General features: G+C 37.9%; 16 protein-coding genes, 5 tRNA genes and 1 pseudogene. All 22 read left to right on the plus strand.

Going from position 1 to position 18288, the window contains the following annotated elements; genetic code table 11:
• Positions 1-135: 135 nt before the first annotated feature.
• Positions 136-1800: a Na+/H+ antiporter NhaC family protein gene (locus ATZ99_RS01075; RefSeq protein WP_068747393.1), complete on the plus strand. Its 1665-nt coding sequence runs from the start codon at positions 136-138 to the stop codon at positions 1798-1800.
• A 135-nt stretch (positions 1801-1935) separates the two neighbouring features.
• Entirely contained in the window at positions 1936-2646 is a 711-nt protein-coding gene (locus ATZ99_RS01080; protein WP_068747394.1) for a redox-sensing transcriptional repressor Rex, read from the plus strand.
• A 165-nt stretch (positions 2647-2811) separates the two neighbouring features.
• The gene (locus tag ATZ99_RS01085) at positions 2812-4704 is read left to right on the plus strand and encodes an N-acetylmuramoyl-L-alanine amidase family protein (RefSeq protein ID WP_068747395.1); all 1893 of its coding nucleotides are present in this window, start codon (positions 2812-2814) and stop codon (positions 4702-4704) included.
• A gap of 54 nt (positions 4705-4758) precedes the next feature.
• Positions 4759-5268, plus strand: coding sequence for a DUF2179 domain-containing protein (locus tag ATZ99_RS01090; RefSeq protein WP_187694802.1), 510 nt, complete (start codon positions 4759-4761; stop codon positions 5266-5268).
• Positions 5269-5330: 62 nt separating this feature from the next.
• A complete protein-coding gene (locus ATZ99_RS01095; RefSeq protein ID WP_068747397.1) occupies positions 5331-6326 on the plus strand; it encodes a GerMN domain-containing protein in 996 nt (331 codons plus the stop codon).
• Positions 6327-6361: 35 nt separating this feature from the next.
• Positions 6362-7114: a ribonuclease PH gene (rph, locus tag ATZ99_RS01100; RefSeq protein ID WP_068747398.1), complete on the plus strand. Its 753-nt coding sequence runs from the start codon at positions 6362-6364 to the stop codon at positions 7112-7114.
• Positions 7111-7704 (plus strand): XTP/dITP diphosphatase, encoded by a 594-nt coding sequence (locus ATZ99_RS01105; RefSeq protein ID WP_068747399.1) that lies wholly within the window; start codon positions 7111-7113, stop codon positions 7702-7704. Before rph ends, ATZ99_RS01105 begins: the two co-directional genes overlap by 4 nt.
• On the plus strand, positions 7686-8165 hold the full coding sequence (locus tag ATZ99_RS01110) for a metallophosphoesterase family protein (protein ID WP_068747400.1): 480 nt from the start codon (positions 7686-7688) through the stop codon (positions 8163-8165). The genes ATZ99_RS01105 and ATZ99_RS01110 overlap by 19 nt, the downstream gene beginning before the upstream one ends.
• 98 nt (positions 8166-8263) lie before the next feature.
• Positions 8264-8339: transfer RNA gene (locus ATZ99_RS01115), tRNA-Pro, on the plus strand.
• A 7-nt stretch (positions 8340-8346) separates the two neighbouring features.
• Positions 8347-8422: transfer RNA gene (locus tag ATZ99_RS01120), tRNA-Gly, on the plus strand.
• A 10-nt stretch (positions 8423-8432) separates the two neighbouring features.
• A tRNA-Arg gene (locus tag ATZ99_RS01125) sits at positions 8433-8509 on the plus strand.
• A gap of 7 nt (positions 8510-8516) precedes the next feature.
• Positions 8517-8593: transfer RNA gene (locus ATZ99_RS01130), tRNA-His, on the plus strand.
• 10 nt (positions 8594-8603) lie between these two features.
• A tRNA-Gln gene (locus ATZ99_RS01135) sits at positions 8604-8677 on the plus strand.
• 232 nt (positions 8678-8909) lie between these two features.
• The gene (locus tag ATZ99_RS01140) at positions 8910-10178 is read left to right on the plus strand and encodes an ROK family transcriptional regulator (protein ID WP_068747401.1); all 1269 of its coding nucleotides are present in this window, start codon (positions 8910-8912) and stop codon (positions 10176-10178) included.
• 86 nt (positions 10179-10264) lie between these two features.
• The gene (locus ATZ99_RS01145) at positions 10265-11296 is read left to right on the plus strand and encodes a TRAP transporter substrate-binding protein (protein ID WP_068747402.1); all 1032 of its coding nucleotides are present in this window, start codon (positions 10265-10267) and stop codon (positions 11294-11296) included.
• Between the two features lie 62 nt (positions 11297-11358).
• Entirely contained in the window at positions 11359-11838 is a 480-nt protein-coding gene (locus ATZ99_RS01150; RefSeq protein ID WP_068747403.1) for a TRAP transporter small permease, read from the plus strand.
• A complete protein-coding gene (locus ATZ99_RS01155) occupies positions 11835-13127 on the plus strand; it encodes a TRAP transporter large permease (protein ID WP_068747404.1) in 1293 nt (430 codons plus the stop codon). The genes ATZ99_RS01150 and ATZ99_RS01155 overlap by 4 nt, the downstream gene beginning before the upstream one ends.
• A gap of 20 nt (positions 13128-13147) precedes the next feature.
• Positions 13148-14233 carry a M24 family metallopeptidase gene (locus ATZ99_RS01160; protein ID WP_068747405.1) on the plus strand — a complete coding sequence of 362 codons (1086 nt, stop codon included), beginning with the start codon at positions 13148-13150 and terminating at the stop codon, positions 14231-14233.
• 50 nt (positions 14234-14283) lie between these two features.
• A complete protein-coding gene (gene iolB, locus ATZ99_RS01165; protein ID WP_068747406.1) occupies positions 14284-15090 on the plus strand; it encodes a 5-deoxy-glucuronate isomerase in 807 nt (268 codons plus the stop codon).
• 22 nt (positions 15091-15112) lie between these two features.
• Positions 15113-16651, plus strand: a complete 1539-nt coding sequence (locus tag ATZ99_RS01170; RefSeq protein WP_068747407.1) for a tagaturonate reductase — start codon at positions 15113-15115, stop codon at positions 16649-16651.
• Complete coding sequence (locus ATZ99_RS01175; RefSeq protein ID WP_068747408.1) at positions 16648-18135, plus strand: UxaA family hydrolase; 1488 nt, start codon at positions 16648-16650, stop codon at positions 18133-18135. The genes ATZ99_RS01170 and ATZ99_RS01175 overlap by 4 nt, the downstream gene beginning before the upstream one ends.
• Positions 18132-18222: pseudogene (locus tag ATZ99_RS12355) on the plus strand (2-deoxy-D-gluconate 3-dehydrogenase); the annotation flags it as partial. The gene ATZ99_RS01175 and the pseudogene ATZ99_RS12355, both read left to right, overlap by 4 nt.
• Between the last annotated feature and the right edge of the window lie 66 nt (positions 18223-18288).

The following is an 18288-nucleotide window of genomic DNA, read 5'->3' on the forward strand; positions in this document are numbered from 1 at the left end:
AAAAATTGTAACAAAGTTATAAAATGGCATAAAATTTGCTTTTTTAAAAAATGGTTTACTATTATATTGTCCAAGGAGGTGTTAAAAGATTTTTAAAATAATATATAACTTACTATTTTGAAGGGAGGATCAATCTTGACAAAAAAAGGAATTATTATTTTACTAATAATCTTACTTTTACTGGCTTTTACTTTACCTATTATGGCTGATGAGGGCCAGAAAGAAGAAAAACCCGCACATTACGGTGCATTATCTCTTTTACCTCCAGTGCTGGCTATAAGCCTTGCCATAATTACAAAAGAGGTGTTGAGTTCTTTAATTATAGGCATAATGAGCGGTGCTTTAATTTTAACAGGCGGTAATATATGGGAAGCATTTAAGAAAGCAATGGAAACCATTATTAATACCGCCGGAGATCCATCGTGGAATTTCAGGGTATTACTGTTTACCGCATTATTGGGCTCTCTGGTAGGTATGGTTTCCAGGGCAAACGGTCCGCAAGCCTTTGGGAAATGGGCAGAAAAACATATAAAAAGCAGGAGTGTAGCTTTATTTATTACCTGGTGCCTCGGGGTATTAATTTTTATGGATGACTACTTCAACTGCATGACGGTAGGTACCGCTTTAAGGCCGGTAACCGATAGATTCAAAGTTTCCCGGGCCAAATTGTCTTTTATAATAGATTCCACTGCAGCTCCTGTATGTACACTGGTACCTATATCCACATGGGTGGCTTATGTAGCTTCGTTGCTGGTTCCGCTTTTTGATCAGTTTAAACTTAACCTCAATCCGTACACGGTATACGTGCAGATGATCCCCTATGACTTTTATCCATGGCTTATTGTTCTTATGGTGCTTATGACCTCTTTTACCGATCTGGAGTACGGCCCCATGGCAAGGTCCGAATACAGAGCCCTTGCTGGTCTCGGGTTATGGGACACTTCGATCATGAAAAATCCGCCCGGTGATGAGTTTGAAAACCTGGAAAAATCGGAAAAGGGTTCTGCTATAGATATGGTAGCACCACTATTGGGGCTGATTGTAATAATAGTATTATGCATGGCTTATAGCGGTGGGTTTTTTGATGGAAAAGCTGGATTTTTCACCGCTGTCATGAACAGCGATTCTGCCACTGCACTTGTATGGGGTGCTTCGCTGACATTGCTGTTAACCGCAGTGTTTTATTCGGTTAGGGGAGTTGTCCGGTTAAAGGATTCAATGGAAGCAGTAATTCAAGGAGCAAAATCCATGATGGTAGCTCTTTTCATTCTTTCGCTCGCCTGGACCATTGGTTCGATATGTAAGGAAGTGGGGACAGGTATTTACGTTTCAAGTATTATGTCGGAAACCTTCCCTGCGTGGGCTGTCCCATTTACTATTTTCGTGCTTTCGGCATTTATAGCTTTTTCTACGGGCACATCCTGGGGTACCTGGGCAATAATGATCCCCATAGTAGTTCCTTTGGCAGTTGCTATGAAAATTGATTTACTCCCCGTAATTGCTGCTGTTTTATCCGGTGGTGTTTTTGGTGATCACTGCTCTCCTATTTCCGATACGACAATAATGTCTTCTACCGGGGGAGCCTGTCCTCATATAGAACACGTAAATACTCAGCTTCCATATGCGCTTACCGCTGCAATAAGTTCTGCTGTTGGCTTTCTAATCTTAGGTTTTTATAAAAATGCTTTTGTGGTTTGGGTTATTACCGTAGCCCTATTCTTCGGTGTGGTATATGTGATGCACAAGTTGTTCGGGGAAGCAAGATATGCAGAGGAAATAGAAAAAATAAAAAATGCTTAAATAGTGAAATTTTATAAGGGGAGAAATCCCCTTTTTTAAAATTTATTTCAACAATGATTAAAATAAATTTTTGACAATATCAATAATTTATGATAATATCAAAAACAAATGCAAATAAGAATTTTGGGTGATATTATGGCGGAAGAAGAAATCAAGAAAATTTCCCTTGCCGTTATAAGAAGACTTCCCAAATACCATAAATGCTTGGGGGAACTTTTGAGAAATAATGTGGAAAAAGTTTCTTCCCAGGAACTGGGGCAGATGCTGGGTTTTACTGCATCACAGGTAAGACAGGACTTGAATAATTTTGGAGAATTTGGACAGCAGGGTTATGGATATAATGTGGAACAATTATACAATGAAGTAGCAAAAATTTTGGGACTGCATACGGAACACAAGATGGTTATAATCGGCGCAGGTAATTTGGGACAGGCACTGGCAAATTATAAGGATTTTGAGTCTCACGGATTCAAAATAATTGCCATGTTCGATATAAACCCGAGATTGACAGGGCTAAGAATTCACGGAGTTCCGGTATATGATTTAGAGGAATTATCCTATGTTATTAATGAAAACAATGTGGATATTGCGATAATAGCAGTTCCGAAAGAAAATGCCCAGCAGGTAGCTGATGTATTGAGCGGTACTATAATAAAGGGTATTTGGAATTTTGCACCAATTGAGATTAAAGTGCCACCACATATTATGGTGGAAAATGTACATCTAATAGATAGTTTATTTACTTTAAGTTATAAAATAAATGAAAATAAACTAATGGAAAGGCTAATTAAACAAAAGAGCAAGAGGTTTGAAGTAAAAGAAAAAATAATAAAAAAACTTCCGTAAATTAAAAAATAAAAACCGGTTTAAACCGGTTTTTATTTTTTAATTTTATTTATTTTTGTTTTTATTACATCAAATTTACATTTACTTTAAAAATTGGTTTTTAAAAGGATTTATTGGAATAAAAATAGAATTTTATTTTTAAAAAGGTTTTGAGGAGGTAGTAAATTGACGAAAAAAATCGTAATAATTCTCTTAGCGTTATTTATTTTAATTAAAGCTCCAATTTTTGCAGCTCCGTCTAAAAATTCAATAGAAGTCTTTATTGATGATAAAAAGGTGATTTCTGATGTAATGCCGTTTATTTACAAAGATACTACAATGGTTCCGTTAAGGGTGATTTCTGAAAATTTAGGAGCTAAGGTAAACTACGAGAGCGTTTCAAAAAAGATTACCCTTTCTTTTAAAAACAACACAATAATTTTAAAAGTTAACGATTTATACGCTTATGTGGGTGGCAAAAAAACAAAGTTACAAATTCCGCCAATGATAATAAGTAACAGAGTTTTTGTTCCGTTAAGATTTATAGCGGAAAATTTTGAAGCAAAGGTTATCTGGGATGGACAAAACAGGATTGTCAGGATATACAAAAAGAACAACGAGATAAAAAATATTTACTGGGACGAAAATGAAGGGGTTTTAAATATTGAAGCGGAAAATCCTCCGGAATATTCAATTCAGGAAAAGGAAAATTCGATTATTCTGGATTTAACCGCAAAGGTTAAGGAAAATCAAAATTTTTATGTATATAACGGCAAGTTTTTGAAAGACGCACAAATATCTTTCACGGATGCAGGAATCCGTCTTATTCTTGAAAAAAAAGAAGGGTTTTTAAATGAATACTTTGAAAAAGATGGCGTATTAAAATTAAAGTTTTTTACTGTAATTGACGGACTGGAGTACGCAAAAAGTACGGAAAGCTCAAAATTCACTGTTAAAGTGCCGGCTAACATTGAATTTAAATACTTTACCCTTGGGTCGGTAAACAGTAATGATTACAGGCTGGTGGTGGACCTTTATAATTCTCGTCCGGCCTTCCACATTCCCAGGATTGATGGTGATAATTTTGTAACAAGCGTTAGATCCAGCCAGTTTTCCATAAACCCGGATATAACGAGAATAGTTTTCGATATGAAAGGAGACTTTAATTTCCTTGTGAAAAAAGAGGAAGAAGGACTGGTTGTAGAGTTTAGAAACAATGCAAAGTTATTAGATGTCAGCATAGAAAACAAAGATGGAAAAACTCAAGTTATTTTTGGGCTCGATAAAACAACTGCATATTCTATAAATGAGGATGTTTTAAGAAATACCTTAGTAATCGAAATGGATAAAACCGACTTAATATACAGGGGAAAAACACAGGATTTTACCTTTTTTAACGGAATGAAAGGAAACGTAATTTTTGAGGAAGATGTAAATAACAATAAACTTAAAGCGAGGATTTATAAGGGTGATTACGGTCTTCAGCATAATATATTAACTTTGGATAATAAAATCATTATTGAATTTTCTTCTTTATCACTTTTTGGAAAAACGATTGTGATTGACCCGGGACATGGAGGGAATGACCCCGGAGCCGTATATCAGGGTGTTTATGAAAAAGATATAAATCTTGATATAGCTTTAAGATTAAAAAAGGTATTGGAGGATAATGGCGCAAAAGTACTGATGACGAGAGAAAGTGATATATATGTTAATTTGTACGCTCGTGCTGGTATGGCAAATGAAATAAATGCCGATTTGTTCGTAAGTATCCACTGTAATTCCAGTTTGAACCCTCTGACTTCGGGAATACAGACCCTGTACTTTCCTACTATGGAAAAAAAGAGGTTTGCAGAGGTAATTCAAAAAAGTTTGGTGGAAGCTCTGGGCCTGAAAGATCTTGGCATTGTTGAAAGGACGGCTTTAGTGGTAATAAGAGAGACAAATATGCCTTCCTGCATTATTGAAGTCGCATTTATGAGTAACCCAAATGACCTTTCCCTTTTGATGGACCCAAATTTCAGGCAGAAAGCTGCGGAGGGTATATTTAAAGGCATCCTCAAATTTTTAGTTTATTGACAGACAAGAGGAGGTTTGATATTATACTTGTGATTAAGTAAGGGGGGTCTTATAATGTCACCAATTGCAGGGTACTTATTTATATTTTTTGCCCGGGTGGCAGACGTTTCCCTCGCTACTATCAGGACCATAATGATTGTAAAAGGTCATAGGTTACAGGCTGCAATCATCGGATTTTTTGAAGTAATTATTTACATAACTGCATTAACACAGGTGGTAGGAAAGTTAAATAATCCTTTAAATCTGCTTTCCTATGCTTTGGGCTTTGCCACCGGAAATTTTGTGGGCAGTTTTATTGAAGAAAAATTAGCGTTAGGATACACTACTGTTCAGGTGATAACTCAAAGGTCACGGTTATGTGAAAAAATACGAAACTGCGGATTCGGCGTAACAACACTAAATGGTATGGGGAAAGAGGGGATTAGAGAGGTTTTAATGATTTCCACTGCAAGAAAAGACCTGCCCAAATTAATTTCTCTGATCGAGGAAGAAGACGATACAGCTTTTATAACGGTTCTCGATACCAAATCGGCAAAGGGTGGTTATTTTAAACAGAATAAATAAATCATATTTATCCTTCTCCAAAATATATATAAAATTAGATATATTTTGGAGGAGGTAGATTTATGCCTAAAAAACTCATTGCAGGGCTTTTGATTTTCCTTTTGATAGTCAGTTTGACGGGATGCAATATATTAACTTTTTTTAAAAAGGAAGATAGCAATAAAGAGGAAGCAATCCAGGGGAAGAGTGAGGACTTAAGGAAAACCGTATTATACTATGTCAACGAGAATAACTTACTGGTTCCCGTTACCAAAAGTATTCCAAGGGTAGAGGGCATAGCCAAAGCTGCAATTGAAAATCTTATTGACAGAGAAGAAATAAGGATGCAGCTTTCCGGTAAGGGGTTAAAACCCACTCTGCCTGAAAATACGAGGATCCTGGGGATGACCATAAAAGACGGTGTGGCAAGGGTGGATTTCAGTAAAGAATTTTTAAATTTCAAGGATAAGATGGGAGAGAAAATTGCCTTACTTTCTCTGGTTTATACCCTGACCGAATTTCCCACAATAAATAAAGTGGAATTAATGGTGGAAGGGAAAAGTATAAAGAAGAGTACATTTGGAACAAAATTAGATGCTCCGCTTCAAAGAGAAAATATTAATCTTGAATCGGAAGGGCAAAATATAAATAACATGCAAAAAGTTACCCTGTATTTTAGAGGAACAAATAAAGAAGGCACCTTTAGTTACTTCGTCCCGGTAACAAGGTATGTAAAAAATTCAAATGATTTATTAAAGACAGCTCTTCAAGAATTGATAAAAGGCCCAAAACCTGAAATGGGGTTATCATCGGTTATACCAAGGGATACAAAGGTTTTGAGCGTTGAAAAGAAAGACAGCGAAGTTATAGCGAATTTTTCTAAGGAACTTGAAAATTTCGGAGGGGGATTGGAAAACGAACAAGCGGTGGTTAATTCCATAGTATTGACCCTTACTTCCTTTAAAGGGGTGGATAGAGTCACAATCCAGGTAGAGGGAGAGAAAACGGTGCTTTCAGAAGGCACGGTTTTGGACACTCCCATATTAAAACCGCTTTATGTAAATCCAGAAAGCATATAAAATAATATAATAACCATGAGAAGGGAAGGGTAATATTGGTAAGAACCGATGGCAGAAAGAATAATGAAATAAGACCGGTCAAAATTGTTCGTCATTACAACAAATACGCTGAAGGATCTGTTTTGATAGAATGCGGTGATACCAGGGTCATTTGCACTGCTACGGTGGATGATAAGGTGCCTCCTTTTTTGCGAGGAAAGGGACAAGGGTGGATTACAGCAGAATATTCGATGCTGCCAAGGGCTACGGAAATTAGAAATGTTAGAGAAACCTTGAAGCCCAGTGGAAGAACGATGGAGATCCAGAGGCTAATAGGCAGAGCCCTAAGGTCGGTAGTAAATTTAAACGACTTAGGAGAAAGGACCATCTGGATTGACTGCGATGTTATTCAAGCGGATGGAGGTACCAGAACTGCCTCAATAACCGGAGCCTTTGTTGCGCTTGTGGATGCTTTGAAACATTTAAAAGATAGGAAAATGATAAATTCTATCCCCGTGGATAGTTTTGTAGCTGCAGTAAGTGTAGGAATTGTAGAAGGAGAGAAGCTTTTAGATTTGAAGTTTGATGAAGATTCCAGGGCTCAGGTAGATATGAATGTTGTTATGACAGAAAAAGGTCAGTTTGTGGAAATACAGGGGACGGGCGAAGCATTTCCGTTTACCAGAGAAGATTTAAACCAACTTTTGGATATGGCAAAAAAAGGAATAGATGAGCTTATATTGGTACAAAAAAATGTGTTAAAAGATCTTTTAAACGAGATAGAAAATAAAGAGGTTGAAAATAAATGAAGCTTGTAATCGCTACATCGAATAAGGGAAAATTTAAGGAATTTAAAAAAATGCTATCCGATTTGCCTTTGCAATTGCTTTCTTTAATGGATTTCCCCGGTATTATAATTGATGAGAGGGGAAGCTCCTTCGAAGAAAACGCAATGTTAAAAGCTCTTGAGACCGCCAGAAAGACGGGATTACCATCTCTTGGAGACGACTCAGGGCTGGAAGTAGAGGCTCTTAACGGAAGACCGGGTATTTTTACAGCAAGGTATGCTGGAGAAAATGCCACATCGGAGGAAAATATAAAAAAGCTGCTTTTTGAACTGGAAGGAATACCTTTTGAGAAAAGAATGGCTCAATTTGTGTGCTGTTTATGTTTTGCTTTACCTGATGGCAGATGTTTTACGGAAAAAGGAATACTGAAAGGCTATATTACTTTGACCCCTTGCGGCAGCAAAGGATTTGGTTATGATCCTGTTTTTTATGTACCCGAATTAGGTAAAACCCTGGCTGAACTGGATGAAGAAGAGAAAAATAAAATAAGTCATAGAGGTAATGCTCTTGAGAAATTAAGGGGGCACATACTTTGCGAATTGGGGTATTAAGTGATACTCATGGAAATATTAAATCTATCGAAAAAGCTGTGGATAAACTAAAGGATTCGGATATAATACTTCACGCGGGAGATTTATATCAAGATGTAGAGTACATAAAAGCAATTTTTGGAAAGGAAGTTATAGGGGTTTTGGGGAACTGCGATTCATATTATACTTCCGAAGGAGAATTCGAGAAAGTTTTGAAACTGCAAAACAAAAGCATTTTTTTGACTCACGGACATTACTTTCATATTAAAGAAGATCTGGGTATGCTAATAAAAAAGGCAAAAGAATTAAAAGTAGATGCTGTGGTGTTTGGACATACCCACAAGACGTTAAATATAAAAATTGACGATATTGTTTTTTTAAACCCCGGAAGTCCCGCTTTGCCGAGAGGGGGATTTTCTCCTTCCTGCGGTATGTTAGAAATTCAAGGGGAAGAGATTACATCAAAAATTATAGAGATCTAAAAATATATCGTCAAAGCTAAAATTTATTTTATTGATGGTTTGTAGTATCTTGACTCAAAAAAAAAATTATTGTATACTATACATTGTCCTTAAGGCTTCGAGGCATAGCGCAGTTGGTAGCGCACATGGTTTGGGACCATGGGGTCGGGGGTTCAAGTCCCTCTGCCTCGACCATAATTATGCGGGAATAGCTCAGTTGGCAGAGCACCAGCCTTCCAAGCTGGGTGTCGCGGGTTCGATTCCCGTTTCCCGCTCCAAATTAATAATGCGCCCGTAGCTCAGCAGGATAGAGCAACGGACTTCTAATCCGTGGGTCAGAGGTTCGAATCCCCTCGGGCGCGCCATTTTGTGGTGGATATAGTTCAGCTGGTCAGAACGCCAGATTGTGGCTCTGGAAGTCGTGGGTTCAAGTCCCACTATCCACCCCATTTTAAATACTGGGGCGTAGCCAAGCGGTAAGGCACGGGACTTTGGATCCTGCATCGTAGGTTCGAATCCTGCCGCCCCAGCCATGTCAGAAAAAATTTTAACCACCGATCGCTTTATTGCGAAAGGTGGTTTTATTTTTTTTAAATGAATTTTTTACGACCTTCATTTAATATTAAACCATTAAAATTTTGTTAAAAGAAAAAGAGGATTTTAAAAAGTTTTATCGAATATTACAATAGTTAATTAATTAAGTTAAAAAAGTATCTATAATTTATATAAAAATGTCTTCAAATACTGCAATAAAGGGTGATTACCATGTCAAAAATACCGGGAAATAGTAAATACGTTAAAAAAATAAATAGAATGACAGTTCTGAACATTATTAAACAGCATGAAGTAATTTCGAGATACGAGCTGGCGGAAAAAACGGGCCTAACACCGCCTGCTATAACCGGGATAATCCGTGAACTGTTAGAAATTGGCCTTGTAAAAGAAGTGGGGCTGGCAAAATCTCGCGGGGGGCGAAGGCCGGTAAAAATTAAGTTTAATCCGGAAGCGGGGTATGTTCTCGGCATCGAAGTAACACGATTTGAAACTTCCATAGGGATTGGAGATTTAAAAAATGTTCCCGGCGAAATTAGTTCGGTTGAAATAGATATGACCGATCCCGAAGAGGGAATTCCCATGCTAATCAACTCCTTAAAAAGTATTATTGAAAGGGATTTATCCGAAGGGAAAACTTTTTTGGGTATAGGCATTGCTTTCCCGGGACTTTTAAACGTAAAGGAGGGCATAGTGAAACGATCGGTAAACTTAGGACCAAAATGGAATAATTTTCCAATAAGAGAAGTTATTGAAAAACAAATTGGTTTGCCTGTATTTGTTGAAAATAACTCTAATGCTTCAGCTCTTGCAGAAAGGTGGTTTGGGGGGGCGATATCTTACAAAGACCTTGTATATATCAATCTCGGAGAAGGTATTAGTGCAGGCATAATTTTAGAGGACCGCATTTTACAGGGGTTTCAGGGTCATGCGGGTGAAATAGGACATATGGTGATAATGGAAAATGGCCCGTTATGCAATTGCGGAAATCGAGGTTGTCTTGAGAGTATATGCGGTATTCCTGCAATATTACGAAGGGTAAATTCCGAGCTTCCCCTTATTAAGAGCGATGATCCGTTAAAGGAAATATGGGAAAAAAAGGGTAAAGTTGGAACCAATGATATCTTAAATTGTGCAATGATAGAGGGATCCTACGCTCATGATCTTTTAAAGCAAATGGCAAAATACGTTGGCCTTGCAATAGCTAATATTGTGAACTTTTATAATCCGGAAACCGTTTTTATTGGCGGCAAGATGTCAAAGGTGGTAGAAATTTTTATGGATGTAATAAAGGAAACGGTTTATTCTCATGCTTTTCCAGAAATAGCAATTTCCACATCCATAAAAGTATCCTCCTTGGGGAAAAATTCCGGAGTAATCGGAGCCTGTGCACTGGCTTTAAGAGAACTTTTTAGATCTAATTCGGATATTGTAGATTTTATACAGTCAAAAGGGAAAAAAATCCAAAGTGAAGGAATTTAAGGAGGTGATGAAATAAGTAATAAATTTTTATTGCGATCATCTTTCTATTTTCTTCACTAAATTAAAATTTAAAGGAGGTTTTGTAAATGTCACGCTTTTTTTCTAAGAAGATTGTTGTCTTACTTTGCCTCACTTTATTAGTTTTTGTTTTCGCTGGTTGTGGACAAAAAACGGGTAATTCAGCCAATCAACAAACTCAAGAGCAAAATAAGCCTCAAATGGTTTTCAGGCTTGCGGAAAACCAACCGGAAGACTATCCCACAACTATCGGAGATAAAGAATTTGCCAGGATAGTCGAAGAGAAAACCAATGGAAGGATAAAGATTGAAGTTTATGCCGGTGGACAGCTTGGTGACGAGAAAAGTGTAATTGAAGCAATACAAATGGGTGGAATAGATTTTGCGAGGGTGAATGCACAGCCCTTATCTGATTTTGCTAAGCCCTTGAGGGTTCTTTCACTTCCATATTTATTTGACAATGAAGAACATCTTTGGAAGGTGTTAGATGGACCAATTGGGGAGGAAATTTTGGATACGCTTAAAGATGCAAAGATGATAGGTCTTGCCTACTATGATTCGGGAGCCAGGAGTTTTTATAACAGCAAACGAGAAGTAAAAACTCCAGCAGATTTAAAAGGTTTAAAAATCAGGGTGCAGCAATCAGAACTTATGATATCTCTTGTAGAAGCTTTAGGCGCTTCCGCAACCCCAATGCCCTATGGAGAAGTATACAGTGCATTACAAACGGGAGTAATTGATGGAGCAGAAAATAACTGGCCAAGTTATTATTCCACATCTCATTATGAAGTTGCAAAATATTATACATTGGATTATCATACAAGAACTCCTGAGGTTTTAATAGCTTCCAAAGTGGTATGGGATAAATTAAGCGATGAAGATAAAAAGATAATCAAGGAAGCTGCGAGAGCTTCGGAAGAAGTTCAAAGGAAAGCCTGGAAAGAATACGAGAAAAAGGCTATAGAAGCTGTTAAAGCAAAAGGAAATGTAATAACCGAAGTAACGGATTTGAAACCCTGGCAGGATGCCGTAAAACCATTGTATGATAAATTTGGCGCTGATTACAAAGATTTGATTGAAAGGATCAAAGCTGCAAAATAAGAATTTAAAAAAGCGGGAGGGGAATTTCCCTCCCGTTCGAGCAAGACAGGGGAGGGGAGTAGGTGCTTAAAAAGCTGGATAGGTTTATTAATTATATCATTGAGGTATTAAGTATGAGTCTTTTAGTTTTAATGACCGTTATCGTTAGCTGGGTAGTATTTTCCAGGTATTTTCTTCATAAAACCCCTGCATGGGGTGAAGAAGCTTCGCTGCTCTGTATGGTTTGGTTTGGATTTTTAAGCATGGCTATTGGAGTGAGGGATAATCTTCACTTGAGCATTACGATTTTAGATCAATTTTTATCGGATAAATTAAAAAACATATTAAATTGGATTGGTAAAATTTTAATTCTTGGTTTTTCTATATTTATGATAAAAGAAGGCATTAGAATGAGCCAGGTAGCTACAGGCAACTACATGCCCGGTCTTAAAATAAATTCGGCATTTTTATATGCGGTGGTACCCATATCGGGTTTTGCTATTATTTATTACTTAGTCTCATCCTTTATTAAAGAAATATATGGAAAGGAGGCCACCCGGTGAACACACCAGCGATAACGTTACTTATTGGAAGCTTTGCTGCCCTGATACTAATAAGAGTGCCTATAGCTTTTTCTTTGGGAATTTCTGCTGTAATAACTGCAGCATACCTTAACATACCTTTGGCTATGTTAGCACAAGCAATGGTAAGAGGTATTAATTCCTTTTCGCTCCTGGCCATACCATTTTTTATTCTTGCAGGAGAAATTATGGGTGAAGGGGGCATATCTCAGAGGCTCATTAACTTTTCAAACGTGATAGTCGGTAGAATTAGAGGTGGCCTGGCTCTGGTTAATGTGCTGGCGAGTATGTTCTTTGGTGGAATTTCCGGGTCATCGGTAGCCGATACTTCTTCTATTGGTTCGATATTAATCCCTATGATGAAGAAAAAAGGATATGATGTGGATTACTCCGTGGCGGTAACGATTACTGGATCTACCCAGGGGATTTTGATACCCCCAAGCCATAATATGATTATATACTCCTTAGTTGCCGGTGGTGTGTCGGTAGGCAGATTGTTTCTTGCTGGAATGATACCGGGTATTGTACTGGGGCTTGCCCTTATGCTCCTTTCATACATTATCGCGGTTAAAAGAGGGTATCCTGCAGGGGAACCGGTGTCGTTGAGAGATGCATTAGCAGCTACTAAGGATGCGGCTCTCGGACTTTTTACAGCGGTCATAGTGGTTGGGGGCGTAATCACTGGTTTTTACACAGCAACGGAAGCAGCTGCAGTAGCAGCCGTATATGCGTTTTTTATTACATTTTTTGTATACAGAGATATACCTTTAACGAAAATGGGATATATCTTGATGAAAAGTTTGAAAACCCTTGCGATAGTAATGGCTCTAATTGCTACATCTAATGCTTTTGGGTGGATGCTGGCTTATTTAAAGGTCCCTGCCCTGGCGACCAAAGCCCTTTTATCAATTTCCAACAATAAATATGTGATTTTATTTATAATTAACATTTTATTGCTTTTACTGGGATGTATTATGGATATGGCCCCGTTGATATTGATTACAACACCTATATTACTACCGGTAGCTGTTCAAATCGGAGTAGATCCGGTGCATTTTGGGATTATAATGATGCTAAATCTTGCAATAGGCCTTTTAACACCGCCTGTGGGGAGTACTTTATTCGTGGGATGTGCTATAGGGAACATCTCTATTGAAAAATTATCCAGGACTATGGTGCCTTTTTATCTTACAATGATAGCTGTATTAATGCTAATCACTTATATTCCGCAAATAGTAATGTTTATGCCAAATCTCCTAATGGGTAAATAAACGTTTAAGAGGGTGATCTTTTGGCTTGGAATACAAGGGAATACGAAGCAAAACTTTCAAAAATCAGAGGTTTTATGATTAGAGAAGAAATTGATGGAATATTGATTACCACCCAGGCGAATTTTATATGGCTCACAGGCGCAAGACCTTATGTTAATAGAATTACTGAAAAATCATGTGCGGAGCTTTTGATTACCAGGGATTCGGCTTATTTAATAGCAAATAATATTGAAGCCGATAGGCTTATTGAAGAAGAACTTCAAGGAATTAAAATAGAAAAGATTGAGTATTCATGGTGGGAGAGTTTACAGCCCAAGAAAATTGTCGAGAAATTATTTAAGGGTAAAAAAATATTTACAGATGCAGCAATAGATGACAGGTTTGCAAGACTTAGATGGGAGCTTTTGCCTGAGGAATTAGAGAGGTTCTCGGATACTGCAAAAAGTGTTGCCAATATTTTGGAGAAGGTGGCCTATACAATTAAGCCCGGAGATACCGAAAAGGATATAGAGAGATTAATAAAGGTGGTTGCTTCCGAATACGATGTATATCCAGCGGTTAACCTTGTAGCCGTTGATGATAGGGCTTTTAAATACCGACACCCCCTTCCTACGGATAAGAAATTAGAAAAATACGCTTTAATCTCAATATCGGGGGAAAAACATGGACTTATTGCATCCGCAACAAGATTGGTACATTTTGGTAAAATTACTGAAGAATTAAAAAAAAGGCATGAAGCTGTTATTTTTGTAGATGCTTCTTTTATAGGAAGGACATTGCCGGGGGTAAAAATAAAAGAGATTTTCAAAAACGGGCAAAAAGCTTATGAAACTGCAGGTTATCCCGAGGAATGGAAAAAACATCATCAGGGAGGTCTTGCAGGTTATAAATCAAGAGAATTTCGGGCTACTCCGTACAGTGAAGAAATTGTAAAGGAAGGACAGGTTTATGCCTGGAATCCTACTATTACGGGAGTTAAATCTGAAGATACAATTATAGTAAAAAATGGAAGACCTGAAATTTTAACGGTTTCGGCTAATTTCCCTACAAAAGAGGTAAACCGTGGAGAATTTTTAATTAAAAGACCCGATATCTTAATAAGATGATGGAAATTAATAAATATATTAATCTAAATTTTTTAATGGAGGGAGTTTAATTGTCTATTTTTTTTCCTTCTTCAAAACATGAAGGATACAAAGAAGTGGTCAAAGCAGGTGAGGATACAAAATATGTAGGGTTGGGAATTTTGAATCTGGAAAAAAAAGAAAGCTATATTGATAAAACCGGCAAGGAAGAAAAGGTTCTGGTAATTTTATCCGGAAAGTGCGATGTAAAGGTGGGAGGACAATTATTTAAAGGTCTGGGAGGAAGGGAAAACGTTTTTTCAGGTAAAGCCACAGCAGTATATATCCCAATTAACAGCGTTTATGAAATAGAGGAATCCGATGGCAAGAATGCTGAAATTGCTATTGTTTCAGCTATTGCTGAAAAGCAGTACCAACCCTTTGTGGTAAAGCCGGAGGATGTAATAGTGAATTTCCGGGGAAATGATGGCTATAAAAGGGAAGTTCACGATATTATCGTTGAAAAAGCGGAGGGTAGAGTTGATCGCATCTTAGTTGGCGAAACCTTTTCATATCCGGGGCAATGGTCGAGTTATCCATCTCACAAGCACGATAAATACGATCCACCTGTGGAAACAGAGATGGAGGAAATCTATTATTTCAAAGTATATCCTAAGGAGGGCTTCGGCGTCCAGGTAATCTATAACGATGATTTAACGCTAAGGGAGTCCTTCCTGGTTAAGGATGGGGACACGGTAGTAATAAAGGAAGGTTATCACCCGGTAGCAGCAGCACCGGGATTTAAAGTTTATTATCTCTGGATAATGGCAGGCCCTTACGGTAGAAAGTTGACTCCCAAAGATGACCCGAAGTTAGTGGGTGCTATGAAAATCAACTAAGTTGTTTTGGGAGGAATGTAATATGGTGAAGCTAAACAAAGAATTACTGAAGGGAAATTTCACATTTCCTTCGGATTTAGAGGTTCAGGATTTTCCTGAAGAACTACCTGAAAAGGTAATTCAATTCGGAGAGGGCAATTTTTTAAGGGCATTTGTTGATTGGATGTTTCATCAAATGAATAAAGCAAATTTGTTTAACGGTCGGGTTGTAGTTGTTCAACCAATAGCTGAAGGGCTTGTAGAAAAATTAAATCAACAGGACGGACTTTACACATTAATACTTAGAGGTCTGAAAGATGGAGTGCCCACAGAGGTAAAGGAAATAATTAGTTCGGTAAGCAGGGGTATTAATCCTTACACTCAATGGGAAGAATTTTTAAGGTGTGCGGAGGACCCCAATATCGAGTTTGTAATATCCAATACCACCGAAGCGGGAATATATTACGATAAAAACGATAGCCTGGATAAAATGCCTCCTGTGTCTTTCCCGGGAAAACTGGTGGCTTATCTATTCCACAGGTATAAACATTTTAGCGGAGATCCAGCAAAAGGGATGGTAATTATACCTTGTGAGCTTATTGATAGAAACGGTGACAATTTAAGAAAAATTGTTCTACAACTTTCAAAAGATTGGAATTTACCTGGAGATTTTATAAAGTGGGTTGAAGAAAACAATATTTTCTTAAATACTCTGGTAGACCGTGTGGTAACCGGATATCCAAAGGATGAGGTAACAGAAATTATATCAAAGCTTGGGTACGAAGACGAGCTTTTGGATACCGGAGAATTATTCCACCTCTGGGTGATAGAGGGACCCAGAGAGCTTTCTGAAAAACTTCCCTTTACAAAAGTAGGGCTTAACGTTATATGGACCGAAGACATGACGCCTTACAGGACCCGCAAGGTAAGGATTTTAAACGGTGCCCATACATCTTCGGTTCCGGCAGCCTTCCTTTATGGGCTTGAAACCGTCGGTGAAATGATGGACCATGATGTAATGGGTGAGTACGTCAGAAATATCATTTACGATGAAATAATACCTTCAATTGACTTAGACAAGAAGATGCTGACAGATTTTGCTGATTCGGTTATAGAGCGATTCCGCAATCCATTCATAAAACATTACCTTATCAGCATACTTTTAAATTCTTCTTCCAAATTCAAGACGAGGGTTCTGCCATCCATAATCGAATACTATAGAAGATTTGGCAAATTACCCGAGAAACTCACCTTTTCTATGGCAGCACTTATTGCTGTGTATAAGGATGGAAGGGTAGAAGGCACATCAATGGTAGCACGCAGGGAAAAAGGAGAATTTATAATGAAGGATGACCTCCCCGTTCTTCAATTCTTCGAAAACACCTGGAAAAAATTTGACGGGAGCTTAGGATCGGCTATTGAAGTTGCAAGGGAAGTACTCGGTAATATCGATTTGTGGGGGGAGGATCTTACTAATATGCCCGGTTTTACAGAAAAGGTAGGTAATTACCTTTACCAGATAAGTGCCGATGGAATAAGGAAAACCGTGCATGGACTGGTAAAGGGGGAAGAAAATAAATGAAAATAATAAAAATTCATGAAGAGGATAATATAGCCGTAACGTTGGAAGATGTAAAAAAGGGGGAGACTCTGACTTCGGGGTCTTCCTCCCTTGTAGCTTTGGAAGATATCGATAAAGGTCATAAGATTGCTTTAAGGGATATAAGAAAAGACGAGAATATAATAAAATACGGTTTCCCTATTGGTCATGCAATATGCGATATTAAGGCCGGCGAATGGGTGCATACTCATAATTTAAAAACCAATCTGGGTGAGATTCTGGAATATGAGTATCATGAAAAAAATATCAAATTTGAACAGCTAAAATGTGATATAACCTTTAAAGGTTACCGCAGAAAAAATGGAAAAGTGGGAATTAGAAACGAAATATGGATAATACCGACGGTAAGTTGCGTTAACAGGAACGCTGAGCTTATCGCAAAGCGTGCTGCCAGGGAATTCGAAGGTATTGAAGGTATAGACGGCATTTACGAACTTAAACACCCCTACGGCTGTTCCCAGCTGGGAAGTGACCTTTTTTATACACAAAAAATTCTTGCTGACCTTGTTAATCATCCCAATGCGGGAGGCGTATTGGTTCTTGGGTTAGGGTGTGAAAATAACAACGTGGAGGAGTTTAAAAAAGTCTTGGGGAATTACGATCAAGATAGAGTGAAATTTTTAGTTGCTCAGGAAGTGGAAGATGAAATCGAGGTCGGTGTTGAACTTGTTAAAGAGCTAATTGAATACGCATCGCAATTTAAAAGAGAAGAATGCCCCCTTTCGGATCTGGTAATAGGTTTAAAATGTGGAGGATCAGATGGATTTTCAGGTATAACTGCAAATCCCCTGGTGGGGGCTTTTTCTGATAAAATAATAGCCTATGGAGGAAGCGCTATACTCACAGAAGTACCTGAAATGTTCGGTGCAGAAACTATCCTTATGGATAGGGCAAAAAATAAAGAAGTATTTGAAAAAATAGTAAGCCTTATAAATAATTTCAAAGAGTATTTTATGAGCTACAACCAGCCCATCTATGAAAACCCTTCACCCGGTAATAAAAAAGGCGGAATAACTACCCTTGAAGAAAAATCCTTAGGATGTACTCAAAAGGGAGGAAAAAGCCCGGTTGTAGATGTCCTGGAATACGGTGATGTAATAAAAGAGAAGGGGTTAAATTTGTTAAGCGGTCCGGGAAACGATATGGTAGCCTCGACTGTGCTGGCAGCAGCAGGCTGTCAAGTAATACTTTTCACTACAGGACGAGGAACTCCTCTCGGCACCGTTGTTCCTACGGTAAAAATAGCAACAAATAGTGAGATTTATAAGAAAAAATTAATGTGGATGGACTTTGATGCCGGTAGATTGCTTTCGGGGGAAACCATGGAAACATTGCAGAGAGAGCTTTTAGAATATGTAATAAAAGTGGCTTCGGGTATGCCTACTAAATCAGAATTAATGGGTTTCAGGGAAATTGCAATTTTTAAAAACGGTGTAACGCTGTAGCAGGAGCAGCAATATTCCTGGCTTCCAAGGCCTCAGAATATTAATGGTCATATTTTATGCGTTGACGGAGGATGGCTCGCAAGATAAAATCAGGAATTAAAATAAAAATTTGCTATTGCCTAAATACCAATTTTAAATTATAATTATATAGCG

Source organism: Thermovenabulum gondwanense, from assembly GCF_001601575.1.
In the GTDB taxonomy this organism is placed as follows: domain Bacteria; phylum Bacillota; class Thermosediminibacteria; order Thermosediminibacterales; family Thermosediminibacteraceae; genus Thermovenabulum; species Thermovenabulum gondwanense.

Excerpts from the sequence above, each read along its gene's own strand:
- ATZ99_RS01080 (WP_068747394.1), top strand. The coding sequence starts at position 1,936 with ATGGCGGAAGAAGAAATCAAGAAAATTTCCCTTGCCGTTATAAGAAGA.
- ATZ99_RS01090 (WP_187694802.1), top strand. The coding sequence starts at position 4,759 with ATGTCACCAATTGCAGGGTACTTATTTATATTTTTTGCCCGGGTGGCA.
- ATZ99_RS01095 (WP_068747397.1), top strand. The coding sequence starts at position 5,331 with ATGCCTAAAAAACTCATTGCAGGGCTTTTGATTTTCCTTTTGATAGTC.
- ATZ99_RS01105 (WP_068747399.1), top strand. The coding sequence starts at position 7,111 with ATGAAGCTTGTAATCGCTACATCGAATAAGGGAAAATTTAAGGAATTT.
- ATZ99_RS01140 (WP_068747401.1), top strand. The coding sequence starts at position 8,910 with ATGTCAAAAATACCGGGAAATAGTAAATACGTTAAAAAAATAAATAGA.
- ATZ99_RS01145 (WP_068747402.1), top strand. The coding sequence starts at position 10,265 with ATGTCACGCTTTTTTTCTAAGAAGATTGTTGTCTTACTTTGCCTCACT.
- ATZ99_RS01170 (WP_068747407.1), top strand. The coding sequence starts at position 15,113 with ATGGTGAAGCTAAACAAAGAATTACTGAAGGGAAATTTCACATTTCCT.
- ATZ99_RS01175 (WP_068747408.1), top strand. The coding sequence starts at position 16,648 with ATGAAAATAATAAAAATTCATGAAGAGGATAATATAGCCGTAACGTTG.